The organism is Streptomyces sp. PA03-6a (assembly GCF_033792765.1).
GTDB lineage: Bacteria > Actinomycetota > Actinomycetes > Streptomycetales > Streptomycetaceae > Actinacidiphila.
Genome location: NZ_JARAVK010000072.1, coordinates 25239 through 38751 on the forward strand (window position 1 = coordinate 25239; position 13513 = coordinate 38751).

The 13513-nt window shown below is 69.5% G+C and carries 10 protein-coding genes and 1 pseudogene; 5 read left to right on the forward strand and 6 right to left on the reverse strand.

Translation table 11 applies throughout. The features are described from left to right. Window positions 1–111 precede the first annotated feature (111 nt). The 4 genes from PV350_RS19040 to PV350_RS19055 are packed head-to-tail and all read right to left on the reverse strand — an operon-like array spanning window position 112 to window position 5931. Window positions 112–1809: an ABC transporter family substrate-binding protein gene (locus PV350_RS19040; protein WP_499513757.1), complete on the reverse strand. Its 1698-nt coding sequence runs from the start codon at window positions 1807–1809 to the stop codon at window positions 112–114. Between the two features lie 31 nt (window positions 1810–1840). Next, window positions 1841–3913: an ABC transporter ATP-binding protein gene (locus tag PV350_RS19045; RefSeq protein WP_499513758.1), complete on the reverse strand. Its 2073-nt coding sequence runs from the start codon at window positions 3911–3913 to the stop codon at window positions 1841–1843. Further along, window positions 3910–4896, reverse strand: a complete 987-nt coding sequence (locus PV350_RS19050) for an ABC transporter permease (protein WP_500335012.1) — start codon at window positions 4894–4896, stop codon at window positions 3910–3912. The genes PV350_RS19045 and PV350_RS19050 overlap by 4 nt, the downstream gene beginning before the upstream one ends. Before the next feature lie 54 nt (window positions 4897–4950). Continuing rightward, the gene (locus tag PV350_RS19055; RefSeq protein ID WP_500335013.1) at window positions 4951–5931 is read right to left on the reverse strand and encodes an ABC transporter permease; all 981 of its coding nucleotides are present in this window, start codon (window positions 5929–5931) and stop codon (window positions 4951–4953) included. A 409-nt stretch (window positions 5932–6340) separates the two neighbouring features. Between PV350_RS19055 and PV350_RS19060 the strand changes: the two genes are divergently transcribed. Genes PV350_RS19060 through PV350_RS19080 form a run of 5 tightly spaced genes read left to right on the forward strand, consistent with a single transcriptional unit; the run spans window position 6341 to window position 11977 of the window. Next, window positions 6341–7969: a peptide ABC transporter substrate-binding protein gene (locus PV350_RS19060; protein ID WP_500335015.1), complete on the forward strand. Its 1629-nt coding sequence runs from the start codon at window positions 6341–6343 to the stop codon at window positions 7967–7969. Between the two features lie 5 nt (window positions 7970–7974). Continuing rightward, a complete protein-coding gene (locus tag PV350_RS19065; RefSeq protein ID WP_499513762.1) occupies window positions 7975–8898 on the forward strand; it encodes an ABC transporter permease in 924 nt (307 codons plus the stop codon). Further along, complete coding sequence (locus PV350_RS19070; RefSeq protein WP_499513763.1) at window positions 8891–9892, forward strand: ABC transporter permease; 1002 nt, start codon at window positions 8891–8893, stop codon at window positions 9890–9892. The genes PV350_RS19065 and PV350_RS19070 overlap by 8 nt, the downstream gene beginning before the upstream one ends. Next, the gene (locus PV350_RS19075) at window positions 9892–10917 is read left to right on the forward strand and encodes an ABC transporter ATP-binding protein (protein WP_499513764.1); all 1026 of its coding nucleotides are present in this window, start codon (window positions 9892–9894) and stop codon (window positions 10915–10917) included. Before PV350_RS19070 ends, PV350_RS19075 begins: the two co-directional genes overlap by 1 nt. Further along, window positions 10901–11977, forward strand: a complete 1077-nt coding sequence (locus tag PV350_RS19080) for an ABC transporter ATP-binding protein (RefSeq protein WP_499513765.1) — start codon at window positions 10901–10903, stop codon at window positions 11975–11977. Before PV350_RS19075 ends, PV350_RS19080 begins: the two co-directional genes overlap by 17 nt. 225 nt (window positions 11978–12202) lie before the next feature. On the opposite strand, the gene PV350_RS19085 is transcribed toward PV350_RS19080, so the two are convergent. Both PV350_RS19085 and PV350_RS19090 read right to left on the reverse strand, forming a co-directional pair. Further along, window positions 12203–13273, reverse strand: a complete 1071-nt coding sequence (locus PV350_RS19085) for an ABC transporter ATP-binding protein (RefSeq protein WP_499516931.1) — start codon at window positions 13271–13273, stop codon at window positions 12203–12205. Between the two features lie 35 nt (window positions 13274–13308). Further along, a pseudogene (locus PV350_RS19090) lies at window positions 13309–13513 on the reverse strand (ABC transporter ATP-binding protein); the annotation flags it as partial.

Below are 13513 nucleotides of genomic sequence, written 5' to 3' on the forward strand. Positions count from 1 at the left end.
GGCCGTCAACGGTCCCATGGCGGCGCCCGCTTCGGCCACGCATATGAAGCGGTCCGCCCCGCCACCGAGGTGCGGTGACGGGGCGGACGCGGTGCCGGGAGCCGGCGCGGCTTACTTCAGGTAGCCGATGTTCTCGTAGCGCAGGTCCTGGAAGCCGTAGGCGCCGATGTTGGCCAGGTCCTTCTTCACCGCGTAGATGTCGGGACGCTGGTACAGCGGCAGCAGGTTGGCCTGCTGCCAGATCAGCAGGTCCGCGGCGTTGGCGTCGTCGATCGCCTGGGCCGGGTCGGTGTCGGCGGCGGCCTTGTTCATGGCCGCGTCCAGCTCGTCGCTGCCGACGCCGGTGTAGTTCTGCTGGATGTTGTCACCCACGGGCTTGGCGTAGATCGACTTGGTCGACGACACCGGGAAGGACGTGCCGAGCCAGGAGAAGGCCGTCAGGTCGAAGCTGCCGGTGTTGACGTACTTGTCGAAGAACTCCTGCAGCGGCACCGACTTGATGTTCAGCTTGATGCCGACCGCCTTGAGCATCGGCTGCATCAGCTTGCCCTCGTTGGCGGAGGTGCTGACGTTCGCCGGGATGACGAAGTCCAGCTCCAGGGTCTTGCCGCCCTTGGTGCGGAACTCGCCGCTCTGCTTCCAGCCGGCCTCGTCCAGCAGGCTCTTGGCCTTGGCCTGGTCGAAGGTGCCGATGCCGGCGGAGTTGTCCTTGTAGCCCTTCTGGTTGGTGACGAAGAAGTGGTTGTTCAGCGGCTTGGCGTCCCAGTCCAGACCCTGCAGGTCGGACTCGGCGATGGCCTGCCGGTTCAGGGCGGACATGATGGCCTGGCGGACCTTGACCTCCTTCAGCGCACCGCGGGCGCCGTTGAAGGTGACGTGGCGGTAGTTGGGGCCGGCCGCCTTGCGGATGTCGGCGCCCTTGACCTCCTTGGCCTGCTTGTAGGCGGCCGAGTCGGGGCCGACGTTGAAGAAGTCGACCTCGCCGTTGGCGAAGGCGCCGGCGGTGGCGTCCGAGTCCAGCGCGCGGTAGATGATCTTGTCCAGAATGGCCTTGTTGCCCCACCAGCTGTCGTCACGCACGACGGTCAGGGTCTTGGTGGTCTTGTCGATGCCCTGGAACTTGAAGGCGCCCGCGGTGACCGGGAACTTGCCCAGGTAGCCGGTGTTGAAGCCGTCGGCGGTGCCGACGACCTTGGCCGGGTAGAGCGGGCTGAACAGGCCCTTCCAGTCACCGTAGGGGCTGGAGAAGGTGACCACGGCCTCCTGGTCGTTGGCGCCCTTGGCGACGCTGCTGATCAGCTCGTAGCCGGTGCTGGAGGAGATCTTGTACTTGGCGTCCTTGCCGTTCAGCGCCTTCCAGCTGGCCTCGAAGTCCTTCCAGGACAGCGGGGTGCCGTCGGACCACTTGGCCTTGGGGTTGATCTTGTACGTGACGACCTGCTTGCCGGCGGTGTCGGCGACCTCGGCGGAGGTCAGGTAGTCCGGGTTCGGGGTGACCGTGCCGGTGGCGTCCGACATCATGATGATCGGCATCACGGCGCGCTCGACGTCGTAGCCGTCGGCCAGGGTGCCGTCGATCTGGTTGTAGTTGAAGTTCTCGGCGATCTCGCCCAGCGGCCAGTTCAGGGTGCCACCCTGCTTGAGCTGGTCGCGGTCGGTGGCCTTGATGTTGTTGACGCTCGACTTGGGCACCGAGTTCTTCTTGGACGCGGCGTCGCTCTTCCCGTCCCCGCCGCCGCACGCGGTCAGGGTCAGCGCGCTCGCCGTGGCCAGCGCCACCACGGCGACGGACATACGTGTTCTGTTCAACGGACTCTCTCTCCTCTTACGGGGTGGGAAATCACACGACGGTGACGGCGGCGGCAAAGTGGCAGGCCGCGGTGTGGTCGCCCGCCAGTCCGGTCGGTGCCGGGTCCTCCTCGCGGCACCGGCCGCGGTCGGACTCGTCGAGGGAGGCGAACTTCGGGCAGCGGTTGCGGAATCGGCAGCCGGTCGGCACGTCCGCGGGGCTGGGAAGGTCACCGGTGAGCAGGATGCGCCTGCGATCGCGCTCCTTGCGGGGATCGGGCAGCGGCACCGCGGAGAGCAGCGCCTGGGTGTACGGGTGGGAGGGTGCTTCGAAGACGGCCTCGGCGGAACCGAGTTCGACGATCCGGCCGAGGTACATCACCGCGATCCGGTCGGCGATGTGCCGCACGACGGACAGGTCGTGCGCCACGAAGAGGTAGCTCAGGTTCATGCGCGCCTTGAGCTCGTCCAGCAGGTTGAGCACACCGGCCTGGATGGACACGTCCAGGGCCGAGACCGGCTCGTCCAGGACGACCAGCTTGGGCTCCAGCGCCAGCGCCCGCGCGATGCTGATGCGCTGCCGCTGCCCGCCGGAGAACTCCGCCGGGAAACGGTCCACGTGGTCCGGGTCGAGGCCGACCTGGTTCAGCAGTTCCGGCACCCGGGCGGCGATGCGGTCCCGGGACCAGCCGTGGGTCTTCATGGGCTCGGCGAGGATGTCGCCGACCGGCATCCGCGGGTCGAGCGCGGCCATCGGGTCCTGGAAGACCACCTGGAGGTCGCGGCGGAGCGCCTTGCGGTCGGCGCCCTTCAGGCCCCGGATGTCCTTGCCGAAGACGGTGACCGTGCCGGACTGCCCGGAGGGCAGGTCGAGGATCTCCAGCAGTGTCGTGGTCTTGCCGCAGCCCGACTCGCCCACCAGGCCGAGCGTCTCGCCCTCGCGGATGTCGAAGCTGATGCCGTCGACCGCGCGGACCTCGCCGACCTTGCGCTTGATGACCGCGCCGTGGAGCAGCGGGAAGTGCTTGACCAGCCCGTCGACCTCCAGCACCGGGGCGCGGTCCGCGCGGGGCACGGAGTCGGCCGGGGCCTCGGGCACGGGCGGTACCGGGTAGATGGTCGCGGGGTCGAGGGAGCCGCCCGCCACCAGCTCGTGGCTGCGGTGGCAGGCCGTGGGGTGGTTGCCCCCCTCACGCACCGTCAGCTCGGGCTCGATGCGGCGGCACACGTCGATGGCGATGGGGCAGCGGGCCGCGAAGGGGCAGCCGGTCGGCAGGTCCACCAGCGAGGGCGGGTTGCCGTCGATCGGGGTCAGCGCGTGCCGCCCGCCGTCGTCGAGCCGGGGGATCGAGCCGAGCAGACCGATGGTGTACGGCATGCGCGGGGTGTAGTAGACGTCGTCCACGGTCCCGGTCTCCACCGGGCGGCCCGCGTACATCACCTGGACCCGGTCGGCGAAGCCGGCGACCACGCCCAGGTCGTGGGTGATCATGACGATGGCGGCGCCGGTGACCTCCTGGGCCTTCTTCAGGACGTCGAGGATCTGCGCCTGGATGGTCACGTCCAGGGCGGTCGTCGGCTCGTCGGCGATGATCACCTCGGGGTCGTTGGCGATCGCCATGGCGATCATCGCGCGCTGGCGCATGCCGCCGGAGAACTCGTGCGGGAAGGCGTCGGCGCGCCGCGCCGGGTCCGGGATGCCCACCAGGTCCAGCAGCTCGATCGCGCGCTTGCGGGCGGTGTCCTTGTCCAGGTCCTGGTGGATCCGCAGCGCCTCGACGATCTGGTTGCCGACGGAGTAGACCGGGGTCAGCGCGGACAACGGGTCCTGGAAGACCATCGCGATGTCCTTGCCGCGGATCTCGGTCATGTCCCGGTCGTCCAGCTCCAGCAGCTCGCGGCCGTGCAGCTTGACCGAGCCCTTGATGTCGGCGGTCTCCGGGAGCAGTCCGAGGACCGCGAGGGAGGAGACGGACTTGCCGGAGCCGGACTCGCCGACGATGCCGAGGACCTCGCCGGGACGCACGGAGAAGGACACGCCGCGCACGGCCCTGACCGGCCCGGCCTCGCTCGGGAAGGAGACGTGGAGGTCGGTGACCTCAAGGGCGGGGGGCGTCTCGCTCACGACGTGCGTCCTTCCTTGGACGTGCTCTTCTTGGTGGTGCGGGGTGCGCGGGCCTTGGCGCCGCTGGAGTTGGGGTCGAGGGCGTCGCGCAGGCCGTCGCCGATGAAGGCGATGGACAGGCAGATCAGCACCAGGCAGCCGGCCGGGAAGTAGAACAGCCACGGGAAGGACGGGGCGGCGGGGGTGCCGGTCGCGATGAGCGTGCCCAGCGAGACGTCGGGGGCCTGCACCCCGAAGCCGAAGTACGACAGGCTGCTTTCCCCGATGATCGCGGCGCCGACCTGGATCGTCCCGTCGATGATCAGCAACGAGGCCATCGACGGCAGGATGTGCCGGAAGATGATGACCGGCGAGGACACGCCCATGTACTTGGCGGCCTTGACGAATTCACGGTCCTTCAGGGTGAGCGTCATGCTGCGGACCACCCGGCCGCTGATCATCCAGCTGAACGCCGCCAGCAGCACCACGAACACCAGCCAGGTGGTCCCCTGGAACAGGGGCGAGAGCACCGCGATGATCAGGAAGCTGGGCATGACGAGCAGCAGGTCGACCATCCACATCAGGGAGCGGTCGCTCCAGCTGCCGAAGTAGCCGGCGGCCGCGCCGACCGCGGCGGCCATGAAGGTGCAGATGAGGCCGGTCAGGATGCCGATGACCAGCGACTTCTGCATACCGCGCGCGGTGAGCGCGAAGATGTCGGTGCCCGTCTGGTCGGTGCCGAACCAGTGGTCCGGCGAGGGCGGCTTCTGGAAGGCGGTGAAGTCGAGTTCGGTGTAGTCCCACTTGTAGAACAGCGGCGCGACATACGCCATCAGGAAGAGCAGGACCAGCATGACCAGGCCGAACAGGGCCATGCGGTTGCGCGAAAAGCGGACGGCGGTGAGCCGGAGCCGGCTGCTCGCGCGGCGCTTGGCAGGCTGGTCGCCCGGCGCGGCGGCGGGCACTTGCGCCGGAGGCTGTACGGAGGGGGTCTGGACGGCCATGGGTGGAGGCTCCTGGTAACGCGGGATCGGGGCGGCGGAGGGGTGCGGTGGGTCTCAGCGCACCCGTACGCGGGGATCGAGCGCCGCGTAGAGCACATCGGACAGCAGGCCGGCGATCAGGACCACGGACGCCGTGAACATGCCGACGGCGGCGACCGCGTTGACGTCGTTCGTGCGAATGGAGTCGACCAGCCACTCGCCCATGCCGTGCCAGCCGTAGATCTTCTCCGTGAAGGTCGCGCCGGTGAAGAGCAGGACGACGTTGTAGACCAGCAGCGGGACCACCGGGAGGACGGCGGTGCGCAGCCCGTGTTTCATCAGCGCCGCCCGCCGCGACAGGCCCTTGGCCCGGGCGGTGCGGAGGAAGTCGCTGCCGAGGACGTCCAGCATGGTGCTGCGCTGGTAGCGGCTGTAGAGGGCGACCTGAATGAGGATCAGGGTCAGGCTGGGTACCAGCAGGTGTTGCAACCGGCTGAGGAGGATCTCACCGGTCCCGGTCAGGCCGGGATCGTACTCGTTGGTGTACTCGATGAGTTTGAACCCCACGGCGTCGTTGAGGTTGATCGACCAGAGCTTGAGCGTCACCGCGATCACCGGAACCGGCATGGCCAGGATGAAGAAGGAGCCCAGCGTCGCGACCCGGTCCGATGTCCGGTACTGCCTGATGGCCCCCCAGGCGCCCACCAGGACGCCGCCGATGGAACCCAGGATGGTGGCGATCAGCAGCAGGCGCGTGCTCACCCCGACGCGCCGGCCGAACTCGTCGTTGACCTCACCGCCGGTGACGGTCCGTCCGAGGTCCCCGTGGGCCACGCCGTTCGCCCAGTGGGCGAAGCGGACCACGACCGGGGTGTCGGGGTTGAGGTTGTAGTCGTTCAGGGTGGCCGTCACCGAGGACGCGGCCACCGGGGGGTTGCGGCCTGCGAAGTTGGCCCGCGGGTTGAGGCTGATCGCCGCCAGGAAGTACGTGAGGGAAGCCGCGATGAGAACCAGCGCCACGTGGTTGATCAGTCGGCGCAGCAGGTAACGGCCCACGGCTCACACTCTCAGTCGGTTCGTTTCGAACAAATAACAAGGTTGAACTTTCTTCGCCGGCCGCGTCTGACATAGTTGTGTAGCACGGCCGAAACATTTGCACCCGGGCCGTCTGCGCAGGTCGTGCGCATTCCACCCGGGCTTGAAGGGTTGATGGGACTTTCGCAACCGAATTATGGCCGCGTCAACGAGCGCCGGTTCGTCGTGATGGATCCTTTATTTTTTTGGTCGAAATTTAACCCGACTATCGGGATAACCCTCATTGACGGGCCGGCGCATAGGGAAAACCCTCTGTCCCGCCTCGGGAACCCCCGGGCCGGTGAGCCGCTGTGCAATATGTACGGGTTTGCGATGTCATGGTGAGTCTCGTGTCCTTCATGGCGTAGAGAGCTCCCCGAGGAGGCATCCGATGCGACGGAGCGCGGCGAGGTGGGCCGCGGGCGCGGCCGTGGCCGCCCTGGTGGCCACCGGCTGCGGGGGTGGGGGCGCGGGCGGCGGATCGACCGGCGCCTCCGGGGTGTTCAGCGCCTCGTGGACCGATCCGCAGAATCCGCTGGAGCCCGCCAACACCAATGAGGTGCAGGGCGGCAAGGTGCTGGACATGATCTTCCGCGGCCTGAAGAAGTACAACCCGAGGACGGCGGCCGCCGAGAACGTCATCGCCGACGCGATCACCACCACCGACCAGCGGACGTTCAGGATCAGGCTCAAGGACGGCTGGACCTTCAGCAACGGTGAGAAGGTCACCTCCGGTTCGTTCATCGACGCCTGGAACTACGGGGCGCTGGTGACGAACAAGCAGATCAACGCCTCCTTCTTCCGGTACGTCGAGGGCTACGACAAGGTCCACCCGGAGTCCGGCGGGCCGGCCGCCGGGAAGCTCTCCGGCCTGACCAGGCAGGACGACCTGAACTTCACCGTCAAGCTCAACCAGAAGTTCTCCACCTGGCCGGACACCCTCGGCTACGCCGCCTTCATGCCGCTGCCCCGGGCCTTCTTCACCGACCACGCCGCCTGGCTGCGCAAGCCGATCGGCAACGGCCCGTACCGCGTGGAGTCCTACACCAAGGGCCAGGGCATGCACCTGCGCACGTGGGACGGGTACAAGGGCGGCGACGCGGCCGTCAACGGCGGCGTGGACCTCAAGGTCTACACGGACAACATCACCGCCTACACCGACCTGCAGGCCGGCAACCTCGACCTGGTCGACGACGTCCCCGCCTCCCAGTTGAAGAACGTGAAGGGCGACCTGGACGGCCGCTACCTCAACACCCCGGCCGGCATCATCCAGACCCTCGCCTTCCCGCTCTACGACAAGGCCTGGTCGGGCGAGAACTCCGAGAAGCTCCGCCAGGGAATCTCCATGGCGATCAACCGCAAGCAGATCACCCGGCAGATCTTCCAGAACACCCGCATCCCGGCGCGGGACTGGACCTCACCCGTGCTCGGCGCGGAGGGCGGCTTCGACGACACCCTCTGCGGCCGCACGTGCGACTACGACCCCGCCCGGGCCAGGCAGCTGGTCAAGGAGGGCGGCGGCCTCCCCGGAGGCACCATGAGGATCACCTACAACGCGGACAGCGGCTCCCACAAGGACTGGGTCGACGCGGTCTGCAACAGCATCAACAACGCGCTGGGCAAGGACGACGCCTGTGTCGGCGACCCCGTCGGCACCTTCGCCGACTTCCGCAACCAGATCGTCAACAAGCAGATGAAGAACCCGTTCCGGGCGGGGTGGCAGATGGACTACCCGCTGATCCAGAACTTCCTGCAGCCGCTGTACTACACCGGCGCCTCGTCCAACGACGCGCACTTCAGCGACCCGGAGTTCGACGAGCTCGTCGACCGGGCGAACGCCGAGAGCGACACCGCCAAGGCCGTCGACACCTTCCAGCAGGCCGAGCGGATCCTGCCGCAGCAGGTCCCGGCGATCGCCCTGTGGTACCAGAACGGCAGCGCGGGCTGGTCCGGGCGGCTCTCCGCCGTCGCCCTCAACCCCTTCAGCGTCCCCGTCTACAACCAGATCAAGGTCAGCTGACGCCCATGGGACGGTACGTCATCCGCCGTCTGCTGCAGATGATCCCGGTCTTCGTCGGCACCACCGTGCTGATCTTCGTCATGGTGTACGCGCTCGGCGACCCGGTCCAGGCCCGGTGCGGGGACCGCGCCTGCGACCCCGCCACGGCCGCGCAGATCCGCCACGACCTGTACCTGGACCACCCGCTGTGGCAGCAGTACCTGCACTACATGGGGCAGATCTTCCGCGGCGACTTCGGGGTCGCGTGGAACGGCCAGCCGGTCACCGAGCTGCTGGCCACCGCCCTCCCGGTCACGCTGCGGCTGACGGTCCTCGCCATCCTCTTCGAGATCGTCATCGGCATCACCCTCGGCGTCCTCACCGGGCTGCGCCGCGGCCGTCCCGCCGACACCGCGACGCTGCTCGGCACCCTCGTCGTCATCTCCGTGCCGACCTTCGTCACCGGCTACGTGCTGCAGTACCTGCTCGGTGTCAAGTGGAACCTCATCGCGCCCTCGGTCTCCTCCGAGGCCCGGTTCGACGAACTGATCGTGCCGGCGTTCGTGCTGGCCCTGACCTCGCTCGCCTACGTCACCCGGCTCACCCGCACCTCCGTCGTGGAGAACGTCCACGCCGACTACGTCAGGACCGCCGTCGCCAAGGGGCTGCCGCGCCGCCGGGTGATCACCCGTCACCTGCTGCGCAACTCCCTCATCCCGGTGGTCACCTTCATCGGCACCGACATCGGGGCACTGATGGGCGGGGCCATCGTCACCGAGCGCATCTTCAACATCCACGGCGTGGGCTACCAGCTCTACCAGGGCATCCTGCGGCTCGACTCGGCCACCGTGGTGGGCTTCGTGACCATCCTGGTCATCGTCTTCCTCCTCGCGAACCTGCTGGTCGACCTGCTCTACGCCGTCCTCGACCCGAGGATCCGCTATGCCTGAGCCGCGCAACCACCCCGACGAGGCCATGGAGCCGGCCGGCGGGACGGGAGCCGCCATGGGCCTGGGGCAGGACGAGGCACGCACCCTGGAGCGGGCGCCCGGCCCCGGTACGGCAGGGCCCGCCCCGGCCGCCCTCCCCGGGGCGGACCGGCCGCGCAGCCTGTGGTCGGACGCCTGGCGGGACCTGCGGCGCAACCCGGTCTTCGTGATCGCCGCGCTGGTGATCCTCTTCCTCGTCGTCATCTCCGTCTGGCCGCAGCTCATCGCCCCCGGCAACCCGCTCAGCTGCAACCTGGACAACTCCCAGAAGGGCTCCGCGCCCGGCCACCCCTTCGGCTTCGACACCCAGGGGTGCGACGTCTACACCCGGGTCGTCCACGGGGCGCGCGCCTCGGTCACCGTGGGCGTCTGCGCCACCCTCGGAGCGGCCCTGCTCGGCGCGCTGCTCGGTGGCCTCGCCGGTTACCACGGCGGCTGGGCCGACGCGGTGCTGTCCCGGGTGAGCGACATCTTCTTCGGCATCCCGATCGTCCTCGGCGGCCTGGTCTTCCTGTCCGTCGTCACCAGCACCACCGTCTGGCCGGTGGTGGGCTTCATCGTGCTGCTCGGCTGGCCGCAGATCGGCCGCATCGCCCGCGGCTCGGTGATCACCGCCAAGCAGAACGACTACGTCCAGGCCGCCCGCGCCCTCGGCGCCGGCACCACCCGTCTGCTGCTGCGGCACATCGCGCCCAACGCCGTCGCGCCCGTCATCGTCGTGGCGACCATCGCGCTCGGCACGTACATCTCCCTGGAGGCCACCCTGTCCTACCTCGGCGTCGGGCTGAAACCGCCCACCGTCTCCTGGGGCATCGACATCTCCCAGGCCTCCACCCAGATCCGCAACGCACCGCACATGCTGCTCTGGCCGGCCGGGGCGCTGAGCGTGACGGTGCTGGCCTTCATCATGCTCGGTGACGCGGTGCGCGACGCCCTCGACCCCAAGCTGCGCTGATGGACGGAGGAACGATGGCCGCCGCGGCCCGGGACGAGCCGCCCCTGCTCGACGTACGCGACCTGCACGTGGAGTTCCGCACCCGGGACGGCGTCGCGCGGGCCGTCAACGGGGTCTCCTACGCGGTGCGTCCCCGTCAGACGCTCGCCGTGCTGGGCGAGTCCGGCTCCGGCAAGTCCGTGACCGCGCAGGCCGTCATGGGCATCCTCGACTCGCCGCCCGGGTTCGTCACCCGCGGCGAGATCCTCTTCCGCGGCGAGGACCTGCTCACCATGGGCGCCGAGGAGCGCCGCAAGGTGCGCGGGGCCAGGATGGCGATGATCTTCCAGGACGCGCTGTCCGCCCTCAACCCCGTCCTGACCGTCGGCGAGCAGCTCGGCGAGATGTTCCGGGTCCACCGGGGGATGTCCCGCAAGGACGCCCGGGCCAGGGCGGTGGAGCTGATGGACCGGGTGCGGATCCCCGCGGCGCGCGAACGCGTCGGGCAGTACCCGCACCAGTTCTCCGGCGGCATGCGCCAGCGCATCATGATCGCGATGGCGCTCGCCCTGGAGCCCGAGCTGATCATCGCGGACGAGCCCACCACTGCCCTGGACGTCACCGTGCAGGCGCAGGTCATGGAGCTCCTGGCCGAGCTGCAGCGCGAGTACGGCATGGGCCTGATCCTGATCACCCACGACCTCGGCGTGGTCGCCGACGTCGCCGACCACATCGCGGTGATGTACGCGGGCCGGATCGTGGAGACCGCGCCGGTCCACGAGATCTACCGGCGGCCCGCGCACCCGTACACCAAGGGCCTGCTGGAGTCGATCCCGCGCCTGGATCAGAAGGGCCAGGAGCTCTACGCGATCAAGGGCCTGCCCCCGAACCTGCTGCGCATCCCCACCGGCTGCGCCTTCCATCCGCGCTGCCCCCTGGCCCAGGAGGTGTGTGCCACCGACGAGCCGGAGCTGTACCGGATCAGCGCGCGGCGGGGCAGCGCCTGCCACTTCTGGAGGGAGTGCCTCGGTGAGCACCAGCGGTGAGCCCGTGCTCCAGGTGCGCGGGCTGTACAAGCACTTCCCACTCACCCAGGGGATCCTCCTCAAACGGCAGATCGGCGCGGTGAAGGCGGTCGACGGCGTCGACCTCGACCTGTACCGGGGCGAGACCCTGGGCGTCGTCGGCGAGTCCGGGTGCGGCAAGTCCACCGTGGCCCGGCTGCTGGTCCACCTGGAACGGGCCACCCGAGGGCAGATCCTCTACAAGGGGCAGGACATCACCAAGCTGTCGGGCAGGGCCCTGAAGGCCGTGCGCCGGAACATCCAGATGGTGTTCCAGGACCCGTACACCTCGCTCAATCCGCGGATGACCGTCGGCGACATCATCGGCGAGCCGTACGAGATCCACCCCGAGGTGGCCCCGAAGGGCGACCGGCGCCGCCGGGTGCAGGAGCTGCTGGACGTCGTCGGCCTGAACCCGGAGTACATCAACCGCTATCCGCACCAGTTCTCCGGCGGCCAGCGGCAGCGCATCGGCATCGCCCGCGGCCTGGCGCTGCGGCCCGAGGTGATCGTCGCCGACGAGCCCGTCTCGGCGCTGGACGTCTCGGTTCAGGCGCAGGTCATCAACCTGATGGAGAGGCTGCAGGACGAGTTCGACCTCTCCTACGTCTTCATCGCGCACGACCTGTCGATCGTCCGCCACATCTCGGACCGGGTGGCGGTGATGTACCTCGGGCGGATCGTGGAGACCGGCGACGGCACCCAGATCTACGAACACCCCACCCACCCGTACACCCAGGCGCTGCTGTCGGCGGTGCCGGTGCCCGACCCCGGGGCGCGCGAGCACCGCGAGCGCATCATCCTCAGCGGTGACGTCCCGTCGCCGGCCAACCCGCCGTCCGGCTGCCGCTTCCGCACCCGGTGCTGGAAGGCGCAGGAGCGCTGCACGCTGGAGGTGCCGGAACTGGCGGTGCCCGCGGTGTTCCGCGGTGTGGACTCCCCGGCGGCGCACGACAGCGCGTGCCACTTCGCCGAGGAGAAGACGGTGGTGCCGCCCGAGCCGCCGGCGGGTGAGTCACGGAAAGGCACGGCCGGCGAGTGAGCCGAAGGGGCGCGGCCGGTGCCGAAAGGGAGAGCACGCGGAGGTCCCGAGGAACGAGGGACCGAGCATGGTCGACTTCCCCCAGCCCGGCGGCTGGGGGTGCCCCCAACGTCGGCTGGGGCGCACCGGAGGCGAACCGAGCCACGGAAAGGCACGACCCGCGCCCGGTGGTGCAGGGGTGTGGGCGCGGGCCGGGCTCCGAACGGAGACGTCAGTCGGCCCGGGTCAAGGGGTCCTGTCGGCGGGCGTCTCCTCGAGCGCGGCGAGCGCGGGGTCGAGGACGACGTCCTCGCCGCGTGCCGCGGTCGTCGGTTCCTCGGGGAAGTGGCACGCGCTCAGGTGCCCCTCCCGGTTCCCCTCCAGGCGTACCAGGGGCGGTTCCTCGGTCGCGCACCTGTCCTGTGCCTTCCAGCATCGCGTGCGGAAGCGGCAGCCGGACGGCGGGGAGACGGGCGAGGGCACGTCGCCGGCGAGCCGGATCCGCTCGTTCGCCTCCCGCTCGTCCGGGTCCGGCTCGGGGGAGGCGGACAGCAGGGCGTGGGTGTACGGGTGGCGGGGCCGTTCGTAGATGTCCCGGCGGTCGCCGACCTCCACGATCCGCCCGAGGTACATCACGGCCACGCGCTGCGAGAAGTGCCGCACCACCGCGAGGTCGTGGGCGATGAAGAGGAAGGCGATCCCCAGTTCCCGCTGCAGGCGCTGCAGCAGGTTGACCACCTGGGCCTGGATCGACACGTCCAGCGCCGACACCGGCTCGTCCGCCACGATGAGCTTGGGCCCCAGCGCCAGTGCCCGGGCCACCCCGATGCGCTGCCGCTGGCCCCCGGAGAACTCGTGCGGGAAGCGGTTGTAGTGCTCGGGGTTGAGGCCCACGGTCTCCAGCAGCTCGCGGACCCGCTTCTCGCGGCCGCCCGGCGGGTTGATCCCGTTGATCTCCAGCGGCGCCGACACGATGTGCCCGACGGTCTGCCGCGGGTTGAGCGAGGCGTACGGATCCTGGAAGATCATCTGGATCTCGGAGCGGATCGGGGCCAGCTCCTTGCGCGAGGCGTGCGTGATGTCCCGGCCCCGGTAGTCGATCCGTCCCGCGGTGGGCTCCAGCAGCCGGGTCACCAGCCGCCCGGTGGTGGACTTGCCGCAGCCCGACTCGCCGACCAGGCCCAGGCTCTCGCCCTCGGCGACGGCGAGGTCGATCCCGTCCACGGCCCGCACGTCCGCCACGTGGCGCTTGACCAGGAAGCCGCTCCGCACGGGGAAGTACTTGCGCAGGCCGGTCACTTCGAGCAGCGGGGTCATGGTCTCCCTCGGCGCGTCGTTCTGCTGGGGAACGCTCACCGCACACCTCCGCCCAGCCGCGGCCGGATCTGCCCGGCGAAGATCTCCCGCTTCCGGTCCTGGCCCAGGTGGCAGGCGGAGCCGCGCCGCTCGCCCTCGGGGATGCCGGGCCGCTCGGCGGCGCAGCGCCCGCCGCCGACCTCCTCGGTGAAGGTGCACCGCGGATGGAAGGGACACCCCGAGGGGGGGTTGAGCAGGCTG

What these genes read in the sequence shown, in the direction of transcription:
- PV350_RS19050 (WP_500335012.1), bottom strand. Translation starts at nt 4,896, where the DNA reads ATGGCCGTCCAGACCCCCTCCGTACAGCCTCCGGCGCAAGTGCCCGCC.
- PV350_RS19060 (WP_500335015.1), top strand. Translation starts at nt 6,341, where the DNA reads ATGCGACGGAGCGCGGCGAGGTGGGCCGCGGGCGCGGCCGTGGCCGCC.
- PV350_RS19065 (WP_499513762.1), top strand. Translation starts at nt 7,975, where the DNA reads ATGGGACGGTACGTCATCCGCCGTCTGCTGCAGATGATCCCGGTCTTC.
- PV350_RS19070 (WP_499513763.1), top strand. Translation starts at nt 8,891, where the DNA reads ATGCCTGAGCCGCGCAACCACCCCGACGAGGCCATGGAGCCGGCCGGC.
- PV350_RS19075 (WP_499513764.1), top strand. Translation starts at nt 9,892, where the DNA reads ATGGACGGAGGAACGATGGCCGCCGCGGCCCGGGACGAGCCGCCCCTG.
- PV350_RS19085 (WP_499516931.1), bottom strand. Translation starts at nt 13,273, where the DNA reads ATGACCCCGCTGCTCGAAGTGACCGGCCTGCGCAAGTACTTCCCCGTG.